This is a genomic window from Catenulispora acidiphila DSM 44928, assembly GCF_000024025.1.
GTDB classification, from domain to species: Bacteria; Actinomycetota; Actinomycetes; order Streptomycetales; family Catenulisporaceae; genus Catenulispora; species Catenulispora acidiphila.
In genome coordinates, this window is the sequence record NC_013131.1 from 3,236,295 (window position 1) to 3,254,711 (window position 18,417).

Below are 18,417 nucleotides of genomic sequence, written 5' to 3' on the forward strand. Positions count from 1 at the left end.
TCGCTGCCTGTTCGGCGTGGGCGTCGGCAATATGCTCCGCCGAGATCCGGTCCGGGACTGTGGGGTGGTGCTTTGCGCACGCTTTGAAGGCGGTCCCGACGACTGGGTGAGTGCCTGGGCGCCAGCAGAAACGCGGGCTGTTGACGTGGCAGGTGTGGCGCTTGTACAGCGCGGTCGCTCCGCCGACGAGCGTGAACTCACCCAGGCATGATCCGATGCCCGACCAGAAGTTGGCCCAGTAGCCGGGATCAAGTCCGAACACGTGCGCCAGCAGATTCACCGCGCGGCGGACTTCGCGGCCGTCATGAGCATGTGCTGGTGGATCAGGTCCAGCCGAGACCGAGCCTCGGCCGCCACGTGCGGGTCCCGAATGACGATCGCCGCGTTATCCTGCATGCTCTCACCAGACGTCGACCAGTTCGTCGATCCGGTAAGCACGTCCAGCCCATCCACGATCACCATCTTCAGATGCATGATCGCGCCCTTCTCGGAGTGGCCGATCGCGATCGAGTTAGACGGGTACGCCTCCTTGGCGAGTAGGGCGCGTTCATGCGCACCACCCGATTGAGACTTGTCGAGCGTCAGCTGCACATAGCAGTGCTCGGAATCCAGCTTCTCGTGTAGCGCTGCGGCCAGTTCGTCATCGTCGAACCCGAACATCGCGACCACCAGGCTGCGTTGCGCTGACGCGATGAGCTCTGCAAGGGCTCCGTGAACGTCGTCTACTGGCGAGTAGAAGGTGCGGAAGTTCACCGGGTAGCCCGCGGGGAACCCGTCCGTCTTGTGCTTGTCGAGAGCGGTCAGATCAGACAGCGGCACGGGATCTCCTCACAGCTTCGTCACATCGAGCGAGTTCGCCATCACCGCGGCGCCGGCCGAGTTCGGGTGCAGGTGGTCGCCCGAGTCGTAGGCGGTCTTGAGGTTCTCGTTGACGGCCGTCGCCGAGTTGAAGTCCGCGACCCCGTCCGCGCCGGACACGCCGCTGATCACCCACGCGTTGTAGGCGAGCCGCTGCGTCTCGACCGCGGACGTGCACAGCGAATCGCCCTCGCACGGTGTGATCGTGGACAGCAGGATCCGCAGGCCAGCAGCATGCGCGGACGCCACGAGCGAGGCCTGCGCCTGCTCCAGGACCTGTGCAGTCACCCCGCCGCGCAAGTCGTTGATCCCGTCGGCGTCGATGACGCTGCGGACTCCAGGCTGGTCGAGCACGTCCTGCTGCCAGCGATGTTGCAGGGAAGGTCCCAAGGAGCCCTTATCTTGAGTGACCCAGTTTCCGGCGATGCCCTCGTCAATGACCGACAGTCCGGCGGCGCTGACCCGGTCGGCGAGGTAGTTCGGCCAGCGGGTGTCCGTGTCGATGCCGGTGCCGGTGCCGTCGGTGATGGAGTCGCCCACCGCGACCACCGTGGACGGCGTTGTCGAGGACACGTCGACCCCGTCGAGCATCGTTACGAAACCGAACGTGTTGCTGGTCGGGTAGTACTCGGCGGTGGAGACGTCGCCGCCGTTGTGGTTGTACTCGGTCTCGGTGGCGACGTCGTGACGGCTCGTCTGCGCCAAGGCCGCCCCGGACGCGACGTAGATGCTGACCAGCAACCTCGTGTTCGGTGCGACCGTGAAAGTGACCGGGTCGGACGCCACCTGGCCGCCGGCGGGGATCGTGACCGCCTGCGCGCCGCCGAAGGTCACCGTCGTCGGGACCGGCTCCAGCGTCGTGCCGCCGTTGAGCTGCGTCCCGACGGTGACGTGCCCGATCTGCGCCGCCTGTGGGGAGAACGCATCGGACAGGCGGATCCGCAGCGACGTCCCCCCGCCCGACGTCCTGACGACCATCCGCAACGTCTCGTTATCCCACGGGCCTGACACCGGCGCGTAGGCCGGCGCCGAGCCCCACGATGCCGTCCAGCCGGTGCCGGTGGTGGCAGTGGCAGTAGCCGGTCCGGCCGCCGACGAGACCGGAAGAACGAGGAGGACCGCAGCAGCCGTAGCCGCAAGGGCGGTGCGAAGCCGAATCATGAATGTACCCAAATGATGTCGAGAAGGGATGTGGCCTCTGCGGTCCCGCAGAGCCGGATTACCTCCACCACCCACACCGCCTGTAGCAGAATGCTGATAGGGGGTGAGGCTCGTGCAGATCGATGCTGCTCTCAACTTTGTTGCGCTGGTTGCGCCGCTCGTCCTGTCCTACTGCGTTGCGGGCGCTACCCTGCGCGGGCTGCGCGCCTGGAGGCGACACGCGTGGCGCGCACGGCTGGAACAGCAGCCATTCCACCCGCGGATGCTTCCGACCTTGGGACAGCACACGGCCACCGGGCTCAGCGGACTGACCCCGGACGCCTGGTACGCCAACCTCGCAGACGATGCCATCAAGGGCCGGCGCAGGAGAGGGCCAAGCTGGCTGGACTACCTGGAGGAGTTCCATCCAGAAAAGGGGGCATGGCGCGGCCGGTGAGGACGGACAGGTTGGCGCTCCCCTGTAACGGAAACTCAGCTCATCCCATACACGCTGAAGACCGATCCGGCACTGAAGCTCCCCGAGTTCGGGAACAGCAGGAGGCTCGTAATGATCGCCGACACGTTGTACTGGCCGCTGAAACGCCCAGACCAGGAGTCCGATACGGTGTTGAAAGCCGCTGAGATGCCCACCGTAGTCGAGAAGCCGGTGCCGTCGGAAATGCCGTCCACAGTGAAATTCCCGGAGGAGTAGTAATTCGCGGTGGCGTTCGCGCCCATCATCGTGGCGATCTGGATCTGAGTCGTCAGGCCGCCCGAGCTGGCCGAGGTTGCGGTGCTGTTCTCCGTCTCCGTCTTCTGCCACAGGTAGTGGCTGCCCGAATCGCCGTTCATCTGCAGCCATAACTGCTCCGCACCAACCGCAGCCGTACCGCGGGCGCGCCAGAACACCTGGACCCGGTTGAACCCTGAGGAGACGAAAAGTGGCATATTTGCGGTAGTCCCGGTGAGTACTGTGGAGCTGATCAGCGGGAAGTCGGCGTTTAGCTCGGCAGCGGTGAGGCGCTGCCCAGCGGAGAACGTCGGCACGGGGCAACTCCTAGAGGCTCAAGACCATGGGCTGCCACAGCCGGACATCGGTGAACGTGGCCTGGGATTTGACGACACCGTTGACGGATCGGATCACGGTGAATATCTGGTGGTAGGGCGGCGTGGACGCGACGATATTCGTGACCGTCATGCGCTCCCCGCCAACCGCGATATCGAAAGGGAAATCACCGGCGCTGGTCGTCCACAGCGGCGAGTTGCCGAACGCGGCGCCGGCTGTGGTGACCACAAGCGTCGTGTCGGTCGGGCCGTAATTCGCCGCCAGGTGAGACCCGTCGGTATCCAGGCGCCCCAGCACCGAGTCGTCAAGCACCGCAATGCGGTAGGGCGCTTCCGGGCTGCAGTTCAGCGCCATGTCGTGCTCGAACACGCCCAGCGTCTCTGAGTAGCCCTGCAGCACCTGCGAGATCGGATCCGGCGGCAACCAACCCGGCAGGTTCAAAACCGCGACACGGTCGCCAATGTCCATGGTGAGCGCTGCGACCAGGAGTGCCGGGTTCGAAGTGAAGGTGGGATGGCGCAGGTTTAGCGAGATCGACGGATAGCGGGGCTCGTCAACAGTGCCCAGTAGCAGCCGCCAGCCGGCCTGATCAGTGAGTTGGGCATCGCCGCCGACGGAGATGCTGACGCCGTTCGGGTAGGGCCCGACACCAGACGGCGGCGACTGTGTCGACATGGCCCCGCTGGTCAGCGCCTGCCTGGCCGAAGATCCATTAATCCGGCTGACGGTGATGTCGTTTCGGGTAAACCGATCGTCGTCCAGCGGGGCCAGCGGTGCCGACAGTTGGTGAGCGGAGACGTCCAAGGTCAACTGCGGACTCTGGTTGTACAGCGATACACGCTTACGGAGAACCAGTTCGGCTTGGTCACGGGCCTCGAACAGGATGCCGCCATCGGTGTCCACGACCTGCTGAACGAGGTTGGTAAAAGTGTCCGACAGCTGGTACCCCATGGTCACGGAGTCGTCAAAAACTGAACCGGTAAGCGCTGCTGACGCGCTCACGCCAGGTTCCTCGAAGTTCAATCGCACAAATCGGTCAGCTGTGGCCTCGCCGATCCAGGCATTCAAGGGCTGCGCCAGGTTGAACAGGCTGTCCCAAACGGACTGGTAGGAGACGTGACCGATGGCCGTGTCGTTGATGTGACCATCGGGGTTGATGACGACGCCGTATGCGCTGCCGGTTGCCGACGAAGTCAAGGTCCCTGATGCGGACAACGCGCCCGACGCGCCAGGGCTCAGGACAGTGGTGGCCCAGGTGATGTTGGCCCCCGAGGTTATCAGCTCCATGGAGACGCGCAGCAGCTTGCCGTTGACGGCGAAACCGACGTAGCCGGAGGAGAACAACAGGGTTCCGGAAACGCTGTATCCGGAGATTTGCAGCGACCCGTTGCTTGCCGAACCGTATTGCAGGTCCAGTCGGGCCACCCGGCCGGAGGTGAACAGGCGTGCAATGACGGCAGTGTCAAAGGCGCCGGTCGCAGGCACGGCAAGCAGGAAGCGCAGAACGTTGTCGGTGCCATTGAACGGATCTGCCGGGATCGCGCCATTCCAGATGCTGGCCGACAGCAGCGGCAGTGAGTCTGAGCACAGAAACCCGGTGAAGTTGGAAAGGCTGGGCGGAGCCTGCCCCGACAAGGTCAGGGCTGTGCCCGTCGGCCACGCCAACGCCGACGCCAACGATGTTGCGGTCTGGCCGTCCTCGCAAGGCCAGTACGCTACCGCGGACGATACGCCAGCGCTGAGAGTGTACGCCCGTCGCATCGCCGAGCCCTCGGGGACATTGCCCTGGTTCAGCCGTCGCAGGATTCCGGACGCCTGGATCTGCGTGTACACGTCGGACCCGGAAATATCCCAGGTGGTGGGCCACGACGGAACCTCGCCGTAAAACCGGTACCACGGATCGTTGGACCCGTTGACCAGACGTGAGACGCGGATCGCGGTGTTGCGCCCCAATACCCCGTAGTAGGGGCCGAGGGGATTCTTCGGGGTGAACCGGCCGTCGCGATTGTTCAGCGTCAGCGTGCAGGTCTGAGGCTGGGCCCCAGAGGTCTCATCGGGGCGACCCCTGGTAATTCTGATGCGGTCCCGGTAGTACACGTATGGGGTGATGTCGGTCCAGTCGTTTCCGGACGGGTCCAACATGATCTCGACGCGGATGCCGATCGGACCGCCGGGGCCGGTGTCGAACGGCTGCCCGGCCGGGTTCATAGGGCTGGGGGTGTTGCGTCGCCACCGCGGACCCCACGACGATAACTGTGCCGCAATGTTGGTCACAGCACCCCCGTTGCGTTTTTGCTACCGGGGGCGCTGCTGATTTTGACGCCGTGGGCGCTGGTTCCGACTCTGCTCGAGCCGTGTAGCCCACCGCACGTTTCCCGGCTCGTAGTTGCCGTTGACGTCGATGCGGTCGAGCGTCAGGCCCTTGGGACGTTCCCCGATCAGCGAAACGATCTCGGGAATGAACACTGCGACGCGGAGCCATGGCTCGTGTACCCGTATTCCGCGACCGCCGTAGTAGGAATAGTCCCCGCTCTTTGGATTGGTGCAACGGGCAACCATGCGCGTCCAGGTGCCGTACAGCTCGTGACTTGAGAGCCCGTGAGTGCGGTTCTTTCTCCCCCTGGTGCGGGTAACTTCACGTCGGAGGCATCCGCAGGAGAGTACGGCCTTCGCAACCAGGTGGATTGCCTTGGTGGTCATCTCGGTGCCGCAATCGCACCGGCACCTGATTGCCAGCCTGGTGGGGGCGGCGAGGATGGTCAGGCGGCCAAAGCGGTCGCCCGGCGCGATGGCCACGGTGTGCTGCAGGCATCCGCAGGACCGCGACTTACCTTGGCGCAGGTTTCCGATCTGCACAGACCTTTCGGTGCCGCAATCGCACCGGCACGCCACCTCGCGCTTAGAGATAACCTCAACAACGGTCCAGCGTTCGTACTTATCGCCGATTCGAATGGGCATGCAAGAAGCCTAACATACCGCTATCAGATTATTCGTCCCAGCAAAGCCAGCACGTCATGTTAACGGCCCCTGCAAACGTTGCCCGGACGCGAAGAAACTTCGACACTGCGATAATCGGGCGCTCATCAAGCACCCACTGGTAATCGAACGTGGTCGGTACGGCGCCGGCCGTCGGCGGAACCTGATCGAAATCGAGCAGCCGCGTAGTCGTTGTCGAGCCCTCGAGCGTCGCGGTGTAACCAGTCGCCGATGCCCCCAGCGTCATCAGCGATGCTGGCGCATTCGGATCCAGGGGCACGAGCCCCGATGCCTGGTGTGCGGTAACGGTCGCAGACACATCGGTTTGGATAAGCTCGATAACGCCGCCAGTTGATCCCGGCACCGCCGACATGGAGTAGCCCCAGGAGATGAGTTGGCACTGCCGTGTTGACGGTGTCGCCAACTGAAGCATCGTCTTGATGACGGTGCCGGTAGTGACTGGCGACGGCGCCGCAGTAGTTACCATGGGCGAGTTGAACATCTTGTACCGATGGATTTTTACCACTTACCAATCTGGACTTGATGGCAACTCAAAAGCTCTGCCCGAGGGCCTTCTGGACGCTGTTGGGATCCGACCCGTGGCGGATGCGGATGTTCTTGCGGATCCACGTCATGAGCTCGTCGCCGCCGTTGCCGCCGACCCACTCGATCTGAAGCACGCCGCCGGACGATCCAAGGCCGCCCTGGGCGATCATTGATTGAGTGTTGGCATGGGGCATGACCTGGGTGCCGGTCGGCAGTTTCAGAAGTTCGGTCCCTGCTTCGCCGATGATCGCGGACAGGCCGCCCCAGATGGGGCCGCCGGCGGCCTTGAAAGGGCCGATGGGCGGTACCCCGACGGTTATCGAGTCGACGTTGATGCCGCTGCTGAAGGGAATCGGGATGTGGAAGCTCGGCGTGCTGAAGTGCAACTGGTTCCACAGGTTGGCAATTGCATTGAGGGCGCCGACGAACTCTTCCTTGATCCAGTCCCACATGCCGGCGCCGGCCCTGGCCAACTTGCCCGGCAGCCCGGTCACTGTGTGAATGAAGCCGTCGAAGGCCTTGCTGACCGGCGCGGCTACGTCGTCGTCCCACTTCTGAGAGATCCAGTCCCACATGTGCGCGCCCGCGGAGACCAGTCGGCCCGGTAGCTTCTTCACGAAGTCGACGACCGCGTCCCAGTGGGCGATGATCTCTGACACGCCGCCGGTGAACGGTGCCAGCAGCTCCGGCCACCACCGCTTTATGAAGCCCAGGAAGAAGTCGAACTCGGCCTTCGTAACGACCCACACATCGTGGATGACATCGCGGAATATCTTGAAGTGCTCATATGCGTAGACCACACCGAGAACCAGGGCCGCGATTGCGGCTACCACCAGCAGGACGGGGTTCGCAGCGAGCACTGCGTTGAAAGCGACAAAAGCGATCGTGGCAATCGCGATCCCCTTGGCCAGCGGCACCACCCACTGCTGGTTGTCCTGGATGAACTTCGCCAGCGACTGCATCAGCGGCGCCACGATCCGCAGCGCCCCTGCCAGACCCTGCGCGAGCATTGTGACCACCGGCGACAGGACGATCAGGATCTGCGCAATTGAAGTCGCGATCGACTGTAGTGACTGCTGGACCTGCGGGGAGTCCAGAACCTGCAGCGCCGGAGCAAGTGCCGCAGAGAACGCGCCGGCTATCGTGCCCAGCGGACCGGCAAGGTTGGAAACGATCGTGAAGATGGCCTGTATCGACTGGCCGGCGCCGCCCGCATTGGTGACCAGACCGCTGAAGAAGTCGGGAATCCCGGACGACATCAAGGTTTTGATTCCGCCGCCGAGCCCGGACACTATCGGGCCTGCCTGCGACGCCGCCTTAGTCAGGCCGCCCGTCAAAGCCACAAGTCCGTCGCCGAGATCCTTCGCGAACCCCGCGCCGTCCTTCAGCACCTGCGTCAGCTGGCCCTTGAACGCGGGCGACGTCATCAGGTTCCCGAACTGGATCGCCGTGCCGCCGATGATCGTGCCCATGTCGCCGACGGCCTTGTTGAACAGCGAGCCGAGGCCGTTCGAACCGCCCACGTCCTTCAGGAGCGTGGTGAAGCCGGGCAGCAGCGTCGTCTGCGCAGTGGCCTCGAGATCGTGCAGACCGCCCCGCATCGAAATCAGCTGGTTGACGAAATCCCGGCCGGCCGGGGTCAACTTCGCCATATCCTGCGCGAATTTGTTCGCAGCCGCAGACCCCGAAGATGCCGCAGCCGCGGCAGACAGAGCCTGCTGCTCCTGCATGTCCTTGAGTGCCTGAACCGCCTTGGACACCGATTCATTCGACGAGATCTGCTGTTCCGCCGCATCGCGGATCGCGGTAGCCAGCGACTGCTGAGCCTTCGCGACCGACTGGTTGCTTGAGATCTCCTGGTTGGCCTGCGCCTCCCGGGCGCGAGTTGCCGCAAGCTGAGCGTCGGCTACGCCCTGCGTGGCCGAGACAACCTGCCGCTGCGCCGCGACGACCGCCGTGCTGCCGTCCACGCCCTTCTGGTTGGCGTCGTTCGCGGCCTGCTGCGCCTCAAGCGCCTTCTGCTGCGCGTCCGTCAGGTGTTGCTGGGCGTCGATCAGCTGCTGCTGCGCTTCCTTCTTCTGCTGATCAGTCAGCAGGCTGTTGCCCTTGGCCTTGTCGTAGGCCGCCTGCGCGTCAATGACCGCGTTCTGCGCGTCCGCGACAGAGTTCGCCGCATCGGCCGAAGCCAGATTCAAGTCCTTGAGGACGTTGACGCCGTCCTTCTGAGCCTGCGTCAACGACTCCTGTGCCTGCGTCAACGACTCCTGCGCGTTCGCGAGGCGCTGATCGGCCGAAGCCACGGCATCTGCTGCCGATTGAGCCGAGATCGCCGCCTGCCGCTCGGCGTCGGTAACGCCCTGTTCCGCAGACTCGATCGACTGGGCCGAGTTAATCGCCGAAATCGCGGCCTGCCGCTTCGCGTCGGCGATTGCCTGCTCGGCATTGCGAATCGAAACAGCGTTACTGAAGGCCGTTGCCGCGAGCTGCGCCGAGGACTGGCCCGTGGCTTGACTCTGCGCCCCGTAGTCCCGCAGCGCGGCAATCGGCCCGGCCATCCCCAGGCCCAGCGTTGCGAAGCCCGCGCCCGCGGCGCCCACTACAGCCGGGATCGCTGCCAGCGCTGGGCCGAGCGCCAAGGCCGCCCCGATCAGCGAGGACATCCTGAGGGCGCTCGTATTGAAACCGCTGCCCGCATTCGCTGCGGCCTGACCAGCGCCCTCGGCGGCCGGCTGGAGCTCGGTCATCGCCGCACGCAAAGTCCGCGAGCCGGATTCCATGGAGGTGAACGACTGGCGCAGGACGCGGTCGGCCTCTTGTGAAACCCTTTCGCCCTCGTCCATGGCTTTGCGGAAGGACGTTTCAAAATCTTCAGCATCCTGCGTTGCCGGCTCAAGCTCGGCCATGGCCGACCGGAGCGCGCGCACCCCGGTCTGCATCGCAGTGAAGGACTGGTTCATCGCCTTTTCGGCGGCCGCAGCGTTCTTCTCGCCCTCCGCGAACGACGCGCGCAGTTCGGCCTCGAACTTATCGGCGTCCGACTGGATCGGCACCTTGATGGGCTGGGGCTTTACGCGTCCCGCCTTGGATGCAACGTCCTGCTCCAGGCTGGTTCCGTCGGACTCGACCCGGACCTTGATCTTCTCGCCGGCGCCGGCAGCATCCGCCTCGGCCTTGACTCGCTCCTTCAAGCCGTCGGCATCGACATCCATCCCGACGATGATGTTGATGCCCTTTTCGGCCGCGCTGACGGCCTCGATGACCTTTTCGCGGAGATCCGGGTCGTCCAGGTCGATGCCGACGATGACGGCAATGTTCCGCTCGGCCGTCCGAACGGCCTCGATGACTTTGTCGCGCAGGCCGGCGTCATCGAGGTCGGTGTTGAAGGTGGCGCCGCTTCCCGCGACGAAGTTGGCGGCGTCGGCCAGCGCCTTCGCTCTGGCTTCCAGCGCGGCCATCGCCGAAGCGGTGTCGTCGCGAACCCTAACGACGATCTCGATGACGTTGCTGATGGGGACACCCCCACCCGGACAGAGCTACTGCGGGGGCGAACTTTCCTGTTGCGGGGGTTTGCCCAACGCCTCAATCGCCAGCATCCGCAGCACTGAGGCGTCCATCGCCAGCGCCGCCTCGGGGGTGCAATGGAACCGGTCGCACAGGCCGAGGACCAGCTCGGCCTCTTCTAGCTCGCGAGGCTTGCCTCCAACGGCACCATCGGCATCGACAACGCATCCGGTGGCCGCCCATTGCTCGAGCTTCGCGGCAAAGGGTTATCAACGCCCGACATGCCCTGCTGCCACGCGCCTACCAGGCGCAGGATGAACCGCGAGTCCTGGGCGCCGATACCCTCCAGGGTTGCCGGGACGTCAACCCCGTTCTCGGTCAGATTCCACGACACCAGGTGTTTGGCGAAGTCGGCGAAGGTGTCGTCAACTGCGTCAAGGGCTTCGGTATCAAGGCCGGCTATAGCAGCCTGCGCCGCAGCCTCGTCGTTCGGGTCGAGACCCAGCACCGACTTTGCGACCGAGGCGATCGAGGCCATGCGGGCGGTGCCGTCTTTGAGTTCCTGGACGGTCTGGGACCGCATCCGCACTTCCAGGCCGGCCAGGTCGGTGTCGGTGAAGTCGAGCACCAGGACCGTGCGCGGCGATTCGAAGCCCATGATCAACTCCAGGTAGGGACTTGGCCGTCCGCGAGCACGCCGGGCACGGAGAAGGTGAACGCGCCGCCGGTCGCGCGAGTTAGCGCGTAGTCCGTCAACAGGCAGTTCGGCGCCAAGGTTTTGGACGACACCACCAGCGTCACCAGTCGTGTTACCGACGTGGACGAGATCGTGGAGAACACAGCGTGGCTCATGTTCGCGGCCGGGTTGAACACGCCGGAGAAGGTGACCGAGAAGTCCGCGAGGAGCAGCAGCCGTTCGAACGCCGACTTGTCGATGCCCGTAACGTCCTGCACGGCGCGTGGAGTGGCGAATTGCAGGTTAGTGAAATCGTTCTTGATCGCTTGCTGCATGTTGGATGCATCGTCAACGCTGGCAGTTGTCCAGCCGATGCCCGAGGTCTTGCTCGTTGGACTCACTTCCCTTCTGATGAGTTGGAGTCACTGCCGGACGCAGGGAAGCGGGCAGCACGGATCGGCGGACCGCGTTGTGATTGCGGACCGCTGGAGAGCGGAAATCAGGCTCCTGCGGCGGGCGACTTCAGGCCGGGCGCTCTACCTCGACGAGGCCTGTGCGCCTTATCGAAATCAGCCCCGCTCGATTTCCTCGGTGATGTTTTCCTGGTGCTCACCGAAGTCGTCGACCCACGATTCGGGGCCCGAGTGCTTGAGCGGCAGTTGCCCGGTCGGGTTGCCGCGCCAGTCGCCGCCGCGAACCAGGTACAGCGGCTCACGCTCCAACGAGGTCCGGTGGGTTTCGAAGCACGTCTGGCCGGCCTCAAAGGTGAACGCGGGTCAGTCCGTCAGGCAGTCGCTCCTCGCGAAAGCTGCGCCCGGACTGCGAGCGGATGTAGTAGGCCTGTCGCTGTCCGAGTTCGGTGGACTCGTCGATGGTGGTGCGCCAGCCGTTCGCCTGAGCCTGGCAGTTGACCTCGTCGCAGGTGGCTTCGCGGAAATGCGTGGCCAACGGCGAGGACAGCGCATAGGTCTTGTAGGCGGCGGCCGGCCCGACGGGCGCGATGCGCATGCCCTGCGGCGTGTGAATCATGTTCATGATCAGAAGGCCTGCCCCGCTATCGGATTCCGGACGTATGCAACGGCGAACGCAAGCGATGTGAAGCCGCCGGTCGTAACCGTGGAGGCGCGCAGGTAGCGGCGGACGTTGGCGCTGTTGGAGATGGCGATCCGCTGCGTCTGCGGCGTGGTGGATGTGATCTGCGTGAACGCAGCGCCGGACAGGTCGGCGAAAGTCGCGTTGTCCGCGCTGTCCTGAATCTTCACGGTGACGTCGGTGCCGGTGAAAGCCATCACCTGCAGATAGGCCTGCAGCCCGAACGCGGACGGAGCGTTGGTGGCTCCGCCGTCTACCGAGGTGCCGTTGGTCGCTGCGGTGTCGGTGCGCTTGCCGGCCGTCAGCGTCTTGCCCCACTCGATGCCGAATCCGTTGGCCTGCGTGCCGACGTTGAACGTGAACGCACCGCTGGTGGCGCGGGTGCCGTCGTAGTTGAGCTGCTTCGCGACCAAGCACGCGGCCGGGTCTCCAAGCGTGGTGCTGATCAGCATCATGACGCCGACGTCACCGCGGGGCAGTGCTGACAGCACTGGGTGCGCCTGGCCGGTGGCCGTGTTGAAGAACGCCATGAAATCCATGGCGCCGTCGCGCAGCCCACCGATGCGCTCAAATGCGAACTTGTTGATGCCGGTGACGTCGAGCACCGCGACCGACCCGGAGATTTTCGACAGGGAGCCGATGTCGCCGGACAGGTCATAGCCGCCTACGAAAAGTTGCTGCCCAAGGCCCGACCGCTTGCTCACTGGAGGCCTCCGTATCCGCGCATCCTGACGTGCTTGCGCGCTTCGTCCATGAATCCGGAGGCATCGAAGGCGTCGGCCTTGTACTCAAGCTGGGTTTGGGTCGGCGCGTCTTGCGTTGGACGCAGTACCTCGAGGAAGAGTCCGTCCTGAAGAATCGCAACGCGGTGGCCCTCGAACAAGGTGCTCAACTGCTGGTGCATGACCGCCGCTTGTTCGTCCGTGATCTGCTTCGAGGTCATAAGGACAATGACGACGCCGGGCTGGACCCGCGCCACCCGCACCTCTTCGAAGCCGAGATCGGCCAACTCGTGCGGTAGTCCAGTTGCTTCATCGGCCACGAAGTGAACCCCTCCCGTTATGGGATCTGCGGCCATACGTCGTCGATGACGCACGGGATGGTGATCGTCATGCAGCGGTACGGAACGTTGCCGACTTCGACATAGCCGCCGACGGCTGACAGCGCGGTGCCGTAGGCGCCGAGGAGATCGATCTGCTCCACCAGCCCGCCGAAGGTGAAGGCTGCGCTGTAGGCGGCGAGCATCTGGTCGACGGCGCCGGTGATGATGGTTTCGGTGTCGTCGACCGGCTGGCCATCGGCATTGAGGTAAATCCGCGCGTACAGGGTGAGGATCGCGGAGCTAACGGCGAGGCCTGACATGAGCGGAGCCGGCTTGACGTCGCCGAACCACACGTCGGCGGTGAGCCCGTTGCCCGGCGCGGATACGGATTCGTGCCCCTGGACGGATTCGAACAGCCCGAGCGTTTGCATGTGGTCGACCGCGGCGCCGATGATCCCGGCCGAGTTGAGTCCGGTCACTCGTTGGCCTCGGCCACGTAGTTGGTGACGATGGGCTCGGCGATGTTAGGCACGTCGGATTCGGTGTGGTCCGCGGCGCGCTTCAGCGCGAAGTATCCGGGAAACCTCGTGACGGGCGAGTTGCGGGAGCCGACGCCCTCAAGCCATGGACCGTATTGCAGGTGTGACTCGGGCCAGCCGTCGTTGACGACCAGGTCCTTGTCGCGTCGGGCGACGTTGACGAATAACTGGTAGCGGCCCGTGGAGTGCCGGAAGGAGGCGTCCATGAAGGACTGCCAGGAGTCCTCGGCGTAGGTGGCGATTTCCTTCTGGATCTCCTCGGACATACGCCGCATCGATTCGATGGCGCGCCCATCAAAGACCGGGCCTGACAACTTGACTTCAATGTCAGCCATCAGACCGTCCGCCTTCTGGCCTTGCGTCCGTACTGCGCGTAGGCCTGCGCGCGGATATCCGCAAGAGCTTGCCCGGAGACGGGCCGGGCGTTGTCCGCCGAGCCAACGGTGCGGGCGTAGCCGGAGATGCCCTGCAGCAGGTTGTTCTCGGCCTCGGCAAGCGACAGTTGCGTCACCAGCGACGGCGGCGTGTAGCGACTGACTGCCGTGGCGCTGGAGTGCGTGGACGCTGTGGTGCCGAGCGCTCCGCGGGTGACGGTCCACGACCGTGCCGCGTAGATCGTGGCGCTTGCGTGGGTCGCCAGGGTCGTGCCGTCCCATGCGCGTTTGACGATGACGGTGGCGCCAGCCTTGTCCACGACAAGCATGCGTTCGGCGTCCAGCAGCAGTGTTTCGCCGACATAGAACGTGCCGCCGCTCGGAGTGAGGATGCTGTCGGCATTGCTGGCGGATGCGCATCCCGCCCCGGACTGGGTCTGACCGGTCGAGGCCATCGCCTTGTCGGTCAAGAGCATGCGCTCGGTGTCGACAAGCAGGACGTCACCGACGCCGGCCGCCGCACCGTTGGTGACGGTAACCGAGGTGTCGGTGGTGTCGCTGACGCCAGCGGCAAGCGCTCCGGCGCCCGTGGAGTCCAGGTTGAACCCGAACGTCCCCGTAACCGTCACGTCTCGCTGAGGTGTTGGACCAGCTCCGAACGCGGAGTTCGTGGACCGGTTAATCTCCATGGAGGTGTACGGCGGTCCGGAGTTGGCCGGCTCGAAGAAGAGGTTCCCGAGAGGGATCGTCTGGCCGCCGGTCGTCACCGACGTGGGAATCGCCGCGAGTTCCCAGGCGTCGAGCCAGATGCGCCATGGCAGGGCGTATTGGTATGAGGGCCAGTCCCAGAACCGGGTCATGTCACGGGGGTAGAACTTGCGGTGCAGTTGACCTTCGACGGCACGGGATGCGGCCTGGATGGAACGGTCGATGTCGTCGTCGCTGCGCGCGGTGCCCTTGACGTCGAGGGCCTTCTTGACGGCCTCTCGGGTGACGTATGCCGGTTCCGTTACGCTCACTCGAGCACCCAGCTCGCGACGGTCGGCGCCACCGACCCGTTGACCTGGACCCAGCCCAGTGGCGGTACGCGCACCTGATACAGGGGTAGCGTGCCGGAGGCCTGCGTGTAGACGCTGGTCATCGTCGGCGCGGCGGAACCGCCCCTTAGGGCGCCAAGCTGAACCGCCGTAACCGACGTTCCGCCCTGCAGCGTTACGGTCGCCCAGCGTCCATAAGGATTCTGGAATGCTTGGCCGGCCGTCAGCGCTGGCGGGCTCGCAAGCGGGCCCGGGAGCTGGAAATCACAAATCAAGTTCAGTGGTGTACCCGCACCCACGGCTGGGGATTGCGCCACCCCGTTGCTCTTGACGTGGAACTCACCGCACGCCGCCGCCAGCCCGCCCGAGTTGTCACGGATCGTGGACTGGCCTTCGGTATCGTAGGATCCCGACATCATCGGACCGACCCCGCTTTGCCCAGGGCCGATAAACTCCAGCTGGTTATTGCAGCCCTCGATGCTGACCTGGTCAATGAAGATGCCGTGCGATGCTCCGACGCCGTTCCCGCCGTCGCCGTAGTTGCCGACCGGGCACACGCCCGACCAGCTGTAGAGGATTGTGCCGCCGACCCACTCGGTGTGCTCGGTCACGAAAATCGCCCGCGTGTACCCGCCGTGGCAGGTCACGTTGCGCAGCTGGTTGTTGTCGTTGTTGCCGGCGGAGGGTAGTAGTACACCGATGGCGAGGCCAGCGGAGAAGCCGTCGGGGTTGCTGTAGTCCCCGCCGTTCGGGGCGTAGGTCGCCGCCGTCCCGTATCCGAAGTTCTCCAGCGCGGCAGCGGCAAGGCCGTGGAAGTTCAGGGCGCCGTAGGTCCAGCCGTTCAGCGAGTGTGTGGTGTAGACCTGGATGTTCTGCATCCGCACGATCACGTTGTTGTACAGCAGCGCGTCCGTGCCGTAGCCGTTGGCGCCGGTCTGTCCAGAGATGACCGCCGCCTGGCCGTTGGCGTTCAGCGCGTTTGTCTGCGCGGTGGACGTTGCGAACGCGCCGAACGAAACCAGCGTGCTGCCCGACAGCTGCGGAATCTTTTGTTCCCAGTGTCGTGTCGCGCCGCCGTCAGTCGCTCCCAAGATGATCAGGGCGACCTTGCCGCTAGTGGTCGCCTGAATCGGGATCACCAGTTGCCCGTTGGCCTTGGTCGTTCCTCCGGCAACCAGCGGGCCGGCCACGCCGTAGAACAGGCCGCTTCCGGTCGGCGGTACCCACACAATCGCGGTGCCGTTGATTTGCCCGTAGGCGAACGCGGCGTTGATTGTGGCCTGCAGCGCGGCGGTATCGTCGGTGGCCCACATCACCAGCGCGTTGCCGGACATTGTGTTGGTGGCGTTAGCGCCGAGGGTCACAGTGGAGGGTGACGTGTAGCCGGTGATTCTGGTCACCAAAGTCGTGGCGCCGGAGGAAAGCGCGCCCTTCACCATGACCCACTTGCCGACGTCGGCCGGCTTGAACGGCTTCGACGTGCCGCAGGTAAGGATGTTCTGGCCGTTGGTAATGGCGCCGTCCGTGGCTGCCTGCCCGTCGCCGACAGCGCCGTGGGTGCGGACGTCAAAGACCCAGGATCCGACGTTGACTGCCGACATCCATAGTGAGGCGGCCGTCGACGTTGCGGCCTGTACCTGACCGATTGCCGCAGTACCGCCGGCCTTAACGCCACCTACGGACATGGAGCCGGTAACGAGTACGTCGCCGCCGACGGCCAGGGCTGGCAACGTACTTGCGGGGTCCTGTGTGATCTGCGCGGCAACTCGTTCGGGCCTGCGGTTGTGGACGCTCAGCCCGTCGCCGGCAAGGCTCATCGCCACCCCACCTTTCCGGGTTCAACAGGTGCTGGCGAGATGGCGTGAGAGAGCTACAGGATTTCCGGCCGGACCCAATCGCGGGGGTATGAGAATCCGTCAAAAGTGCAAAAAAGGGTCACTTCGGCGGACCCTGGTGCGGGAGTCAGCGGCTCGCCGCAGTGCGGACAAGCCAGCGGCGGGTTCGACGCCCAGTACTCGTACTCGACGTGCGCTTGTTTGAGGATGTCGAGCATTTGGAGCCAGCTCATCGCCGGTCACCTCACCCCTTGGGCGCCGGCTCCTACTTCGCAACAGCCTTCTTCGCCGCGGCCTTCTTCGCAGGCTTCGGTGCGGGCGCCGCTTCGGGCTTGTCGACGCCGGCGGCGCCCTCACCTGAGTCTGGTTCCTCGTCCGTAGCGGCCGATGTCGCGTCGGACGTCTCGGGTTCGGCCTGCGCCGCCGCCTCGGTGGCTTCCGGCGCGGTGCCCTCGGTCTCGGTCTCAACGGCCGAGGTCTCCTCTTCGGCCGGCAGCCCGAGCGCGTTCGAAGGGCCGCCCTCCACGCTGATCTTCGGCACGGCTGCCTCCTGCTCCTGCTCTGCTTCGATGACTTCTTCGGGGACGGCGTACAACTCGGAGACCGCGTCGCACTGCGGACACCGCAGCAGCCCCACCGCGAACTTGGTGGAGCAGCTGCGGCATTGCATCCACGCCATCAGGCGGCCACCACGGCGGCGCCGACATCGTAGGGAACGTAGATTAGATCCCACTTCACGCTGCCGGTGTTCGTCGCCGACGTGGTGATGGTGACGGAGCCGGCGTCGACCAGGAACCTGCCCGCCGGCGTCGCAACCCCGGCCTGCGTAGCCAGGTCAACGACGGTAGCGCTGCCCGGGTTGATGCCGACGTGCGTGCCGATCGGCGCGGCGATGACGCTGGACGCGGTGCCCAGCGCTGTCGTCGAGCCAGTACCGACGGTCGGGGCGTAGCCGATCGCGACCGTGCACGCCTGGTTTTGCACTGCCGTGGTGACCTCGCCGACCAGCGACACGATCAGGATCCTGCCGCCGCTCACGGTGAAGATGTTCCCGGTGGCCGTAGCCGGCAGAGTCGCGGTGGCGCGGGACACGAGATAGCCCTCGGTGATGAGACGCACCGCGGAGGCCTGGATCAGGGTCGTCACGTCACGCCCCCAGGATGGCGAGGTTCGCCGGGCCGCGCGAAGCGGTCAGGTCGTGCAGGATCGCCGTGACGAGACCCGAACCGCCGACAGAAACCTTGACGTAGGCCTTCGGGTCAGCGAGCTGGATGCCGAAGACAGTGAACGCCACCGTCCCGGAGGCGATCGTGACCGCGTTCGACGCTGCCTGGCTCGCCTTCACCCAGGTCGCAGTGCCGTTAGTGGCCGTGTTGGTGTAGATGCGCGTGATGATGTTGCCCGGAGTCGCATACGAGCCGCCGAAAGTGCTGGCGACGGTCAGGGTGAACGTGTCGTTGCCGGTGCACACGAAAGTACAGGCGGTGGCCTGCTTGAGGCTGAACCCGTTGCCGGCGGCGATCGGGATGATGTTGAAGACGCGGCCGAGGCCTTCCATTGCCATGGTGGTGCCTTTCTGGCTGGCGACTTGGCTCCGGGGCGCCACTGCCGGAGTTGCCTTTTCGGCGGCCGGGAGTTGAGGGCCGGCCGCCTACGGGTGCTGCGAGGGGTGTTGCTGGAGAAGCAGAAAGACCCCGCTCGGTATCGAGGAGGTCTTCGAGGTGCGCCGTGCTAT

General features: G+C 64.9%; 21 protein-coding genes. 1 reads left to right on the forward strand and 20 read right to left on the reverse strand.

Going from position 1 to position 18,417, the window contains the following annotated elements; genetic code table 11:
• Nucleotides 1-276 precede the first annotated feature (276 nt).
• Both CACI_RS14090 and CACI_RS14095 read right to left on the reverse strand, forming a co-directional pair.
• Nucleotides 277-819 (reverse strand): phospholipase D-like domain-containing protein, encoded by a 543-nt coding sequence (locus tag CACI_RS14090; protein WP_012787033.1) that lies wholly within the window; start codon nt 817-819, stop codon nt 277-279.
• 9 nt (nt 820-828) lie between these two features.
• Nucleotides 829-2,019 (reverse strand): GDSL-type esterase/lipase family protein, encoded by a 1,191-nt coding sequence (locus CACI_RS14095; RefSeq protein ID WP_012787034.1) that lies wholly within the window; start codon nt 2,017-2,019, stop codon nt 829-831.
• Between the two features lie 112 nt (nt 2,020-2,131).
• On the opposite strand from CACI_RS14095, the gene CACI_RS14100 reads away from it, so the two are divergent.
• Entirely contained in the window at nt 2,132-2,455 is a 324-nt protein-coding gene (locus tag CACI_RS14100) for a hypothetical protein (RefSeq protein WP_012787035.1), read from the forward strand.
• Nucleotides 2,456-2,490: 35 nt separating this feature from the next.
• Here CACI_RS14100 and CACI_RS14105 read toward each other — a convergent pair whose 3' ends face one another.
• From CACI_RS14105 to CACI_RS14185, 18 genes are all read right to left on the reverse strand, one after another.
• Nucleotides 2,491-3,045 carry a hypothetical protein gene (locus tag CACI_RS14105; RefSeq protein WP_012787036.1) on the reverse strand — a complete coding sequence of 185 codons (555 nt, stop codon included), beginning with the start codon at nt 3,043-3,045 and terminating at the stop codon, nt 2,491-2,493.
• A 10-nt stretch (nt 3,046-3,055) separates the two neighbouring features.
• Complete coding sequence (locus CACI_RS14110) at nt 3,056-5,272, reverse strand: hypothetical protein (protein ID WP_012787037.1); 2,217 nt, start codon at nt 5,270-5,272, stop codon at nt 3,056-3,058.
• A gap of 87 nt (nt 5,273-5,359) precedes the next feature.
• Nucleotides 5,360-6,022 carry a hypothetical protein gene (locus tag CACI_RS49775; RefSeq protein ID WP_012787038.1) on the reverse strand — a complete coding sequence of 221 codons (663 nt, stop codon included), beginning with the start codon at nt 6,020-6,022 and terminating at the stop codon, nt 5,360-5,362.
• 28 nt (nt 6,023-6,050) lie between these two features.
• On the reverse strand, nt 6,051-6,542 hold the full coding sequence (locus tag CACI_RS14120) for a hypothetical protein (RefSeq protein ID WP_223297531.1): 492 nt from the start codon (nt 6,540-6,542) through the stop codon (nt 6,051-6,053).
• 49 nt (nt 6,543-6,591) lie between these two features.
• Nucleotides 6,592-10,041, reverse strand: coding sequence for a phage tail protein (locus CACI_RS14125; protein ID WP_012787039.1), 3,450 nt, complete (start codon nt 10,039-10,041; stop codon nt 6,592-6,594).
• Between the two features lie 224 nt (nt 10,042-10,265).
• Nucleotides 10,266-10,745 (reverse strand): hypothetical protein, encoded by a 480-nt coding sequence (locus CACI_RS14130; RefSeq protein ID WP_012787040.1) that lies wholly within the window; start codon nt 10,743-10,745, stop codon nt 10,266-10,268.
• Nucleotides 10,746-10,747: 2 nt separating this feature from the next.
• Nucleotides 10,748-11,164 (reverse strand): hypothetical protein, encoded by a 417-nt coding sequence (locus CACI_RS14135; protein ID WP_223297532.1) that lies wholly within the window; start codon nt 11,162-11,164, stop codon nt 10,748-10,750.
• 168 nt (nt 11,165-11,332) lie between these two features.
• Complete coding sequence (locus CACI_RS51135) at nt 11,333-11,485, reverse strand: hypothetical protein (protein ID WP_012787042.1); 153 nt, start codon at nt 11,483-11,485, stop codon at nt 11,333-11,335.
• Nucleotides 11,486-11,522: 37 nt separating this feature from the next.
• Entirely contained in the window at nt 11,523-11,792 is a 270-nt protein-coding gene (locus tag CACI_RS14140) for a hypothetical protein (RefSeq protein WP_143765232.1), read from the reverse strand.
• A gap of 8 nt (nt 11,793-11,800) precedes the next feature.
• On the reverse strand, nt 11,801-12,460 hold the full coding sequence (locus CACI_RS14145; protein ID WP_223297533.1) for a hypothetical protein: 660 nt from the start codon (nt 12,458-12,460) through the stop codon (nt 11,801-11,803).
• Nucleotides 12,461-12,555: 95 nt separating this feature from the next.
• Complete coding sequence (locus tag CACI_RS14150; protein ID WP_012787045.1) at nt 12,556-12,897, reverse strand: hypothetical protein; 342 nt, start codon at nt 12,895-12,897, stop codon at nt 12,556-12,558.
• 17 nt (nt 12,898-12,914) lie between these two features.
• Nucleotides 12,915-13,376, reverse strand: coding sequence for a hypothetical protein (locus CACI_RS14155; protein WP_012787046.1), 462 nt, complete (start codon nt 13,374-13,376; stop codon nt 12,915-12,917).
• Complete coding sequence (locus CACI_RS14160) at nt 13,373-13,771, reverse strand: hypothetical protein (protein ID WP_012787047.1); 399 nt, start codon at nt 13,769-13,771, stop codon at nt 13,373-13,375. Before CACI_RS14160 ends, CACI_RS14155 begins: the two co-directional genes overlap by 4 nt.
• The gene (locus CACI_RS14165; RefSeq protein ID WP_012787048.1) at nt 13,771-14,829 is read right to left on the reverse strand and encodes a hypothetical protein; all 1,059 of its coding nucleotides are present in this window, start codon (nt 14,827-14,829) and stop codon (nt 13,771-13,773) included. Before CACI_RS14165 ends, CACI_RS14160 begins: the two co-directional genes overlap by 1 nt.
• Entirely contained in the window at nt 14,826-16,664 is a 1,839-nt protein-coding gene (locus CACI_RS14170) for a hypothetical protein (protein WP_012787049.1), read from the reverse strand. The genes CACI_RS14165 and CACI_RS14170 overlap by 4 nt, the downstream gene beginning before the upstream one ends.
• Nucleotides 16,665-16,947: 283 nt before the next feature.
• Nucleotides 16,948-17,361 carry a hypothetical protein gene (locus CACI_RS14175; protein WP_012787051.1) on the reverse strand — a complete coding sequence of 138 codons (414 nt, stop codon included), beginning with the start codon at nt 17,359-17,361 and terminating at the stop codon, nt 16,948-16,950.
• On the reverse strand, nt 17,361-17,828 hold the full coding sequence (locus CACI_RS14180) for a hypothetical protein (protein WP_012787052.1): 468 nt from the start codon (nt 17,826-17,828) through the stop codon (nt 17,361-17,363). The genes CACI_RS14175 and CACI_RS14180 overlap by 1 nt, the downstream gene beginning before the upstream one ends.
• A gap of 1 nt (nt 17,829) precedes the next feature.
• Nucleotides 17,830-18,246 carry a hypothetical protein gene (locus CACI_RS14185; protein ID WP_012787053.1) on the reverse strand — a complete coding sequence of 139 codons (417 nt, stop codon included), beginning with the start codon at nt 18,244-18,246 and terminating at the stop codon, nt 17,830-17,832.
• Nucleotides 18,247-18,417 lie beyond the last annotated feature (171 nt).

Coding starts and splice junctions, on each gene's coding strand:
- CACI_RS14120 (WP_223297531.1), bottom strand. CDS start 6,542: ATGTTCAACTCGCCCATGGTAACTACTGCGGCGCCGTCGCCAGTCACT.
- CACI_RS14160 (WP_012787047.1), bottom strand. CDS start 13,771: ATGGCTGACATTGAAGTCAAGTTGTCAGGCCCGGTCTTTGATGGGCGC.
- CACI_RS14185 (WP_012787053.1), bottom strand. CDS start 18,246: ATGGCAATGGAAGGCCTCGGCCGCGTCTTCAACATCATCCCGATCGCC.
- CACI_RS14125 (WP_012787039.1), bottom strand. CDS start 10,041: ATGGCCGCGCTGGAAGCCAGAGCGAAGGCGCTGGCCGACGCCGCCAAC.
- CACI_RS14170 (WP_012787049.1), bottom strand. CDS start 16,664: ATGAGCCTTGCCGGCGACGGGCTGAGCGTCCACAACCGCAGGCCCGAA.
- CACI_RS14175 (WP_012787051.1), bottom strand. CDS start 17,361: ATGGCGTGGATGCAATGCCGCAGCTGCTCCACCAAGTTCGCGGTGGGG.
- CACI_RS14130 (WP_012787040.1), bottom strand. CDS start 10,745: ATGGGCTTCGAATCGCCGCGCACGGTCCTGGTGCTCGACTTCACCGAC.
- CACI_RS14110 (WP_012787037.1), bottom strand. CDS start 5,272: ATGAACCCGGCCGGGCAGCCGTTCGACACCGGCCCCGGCGGTCCGATC.
- CACI_RS49775 (WP_012787038.1), bottom strand. CDS start 6,022: ATGCCCATTCGAATCGGCGATAAGTACGAACGCTGGACCGTTGTTGAG.
- CACI_RS14140 (WP_143765232.1), bottom strand. CDS start 11,792: ATGATTCACACGCCGCAGGGCATGCGCATCGCGCCCGTCGGGCCGGCC.
- CACI_RS14095 (WP_012787034.1), bottom strand. CDS start 2,019: ATGATTCGGCTTCGCACCGCCCTTGCGGCTACGGCTGCTGCGGTCCTC.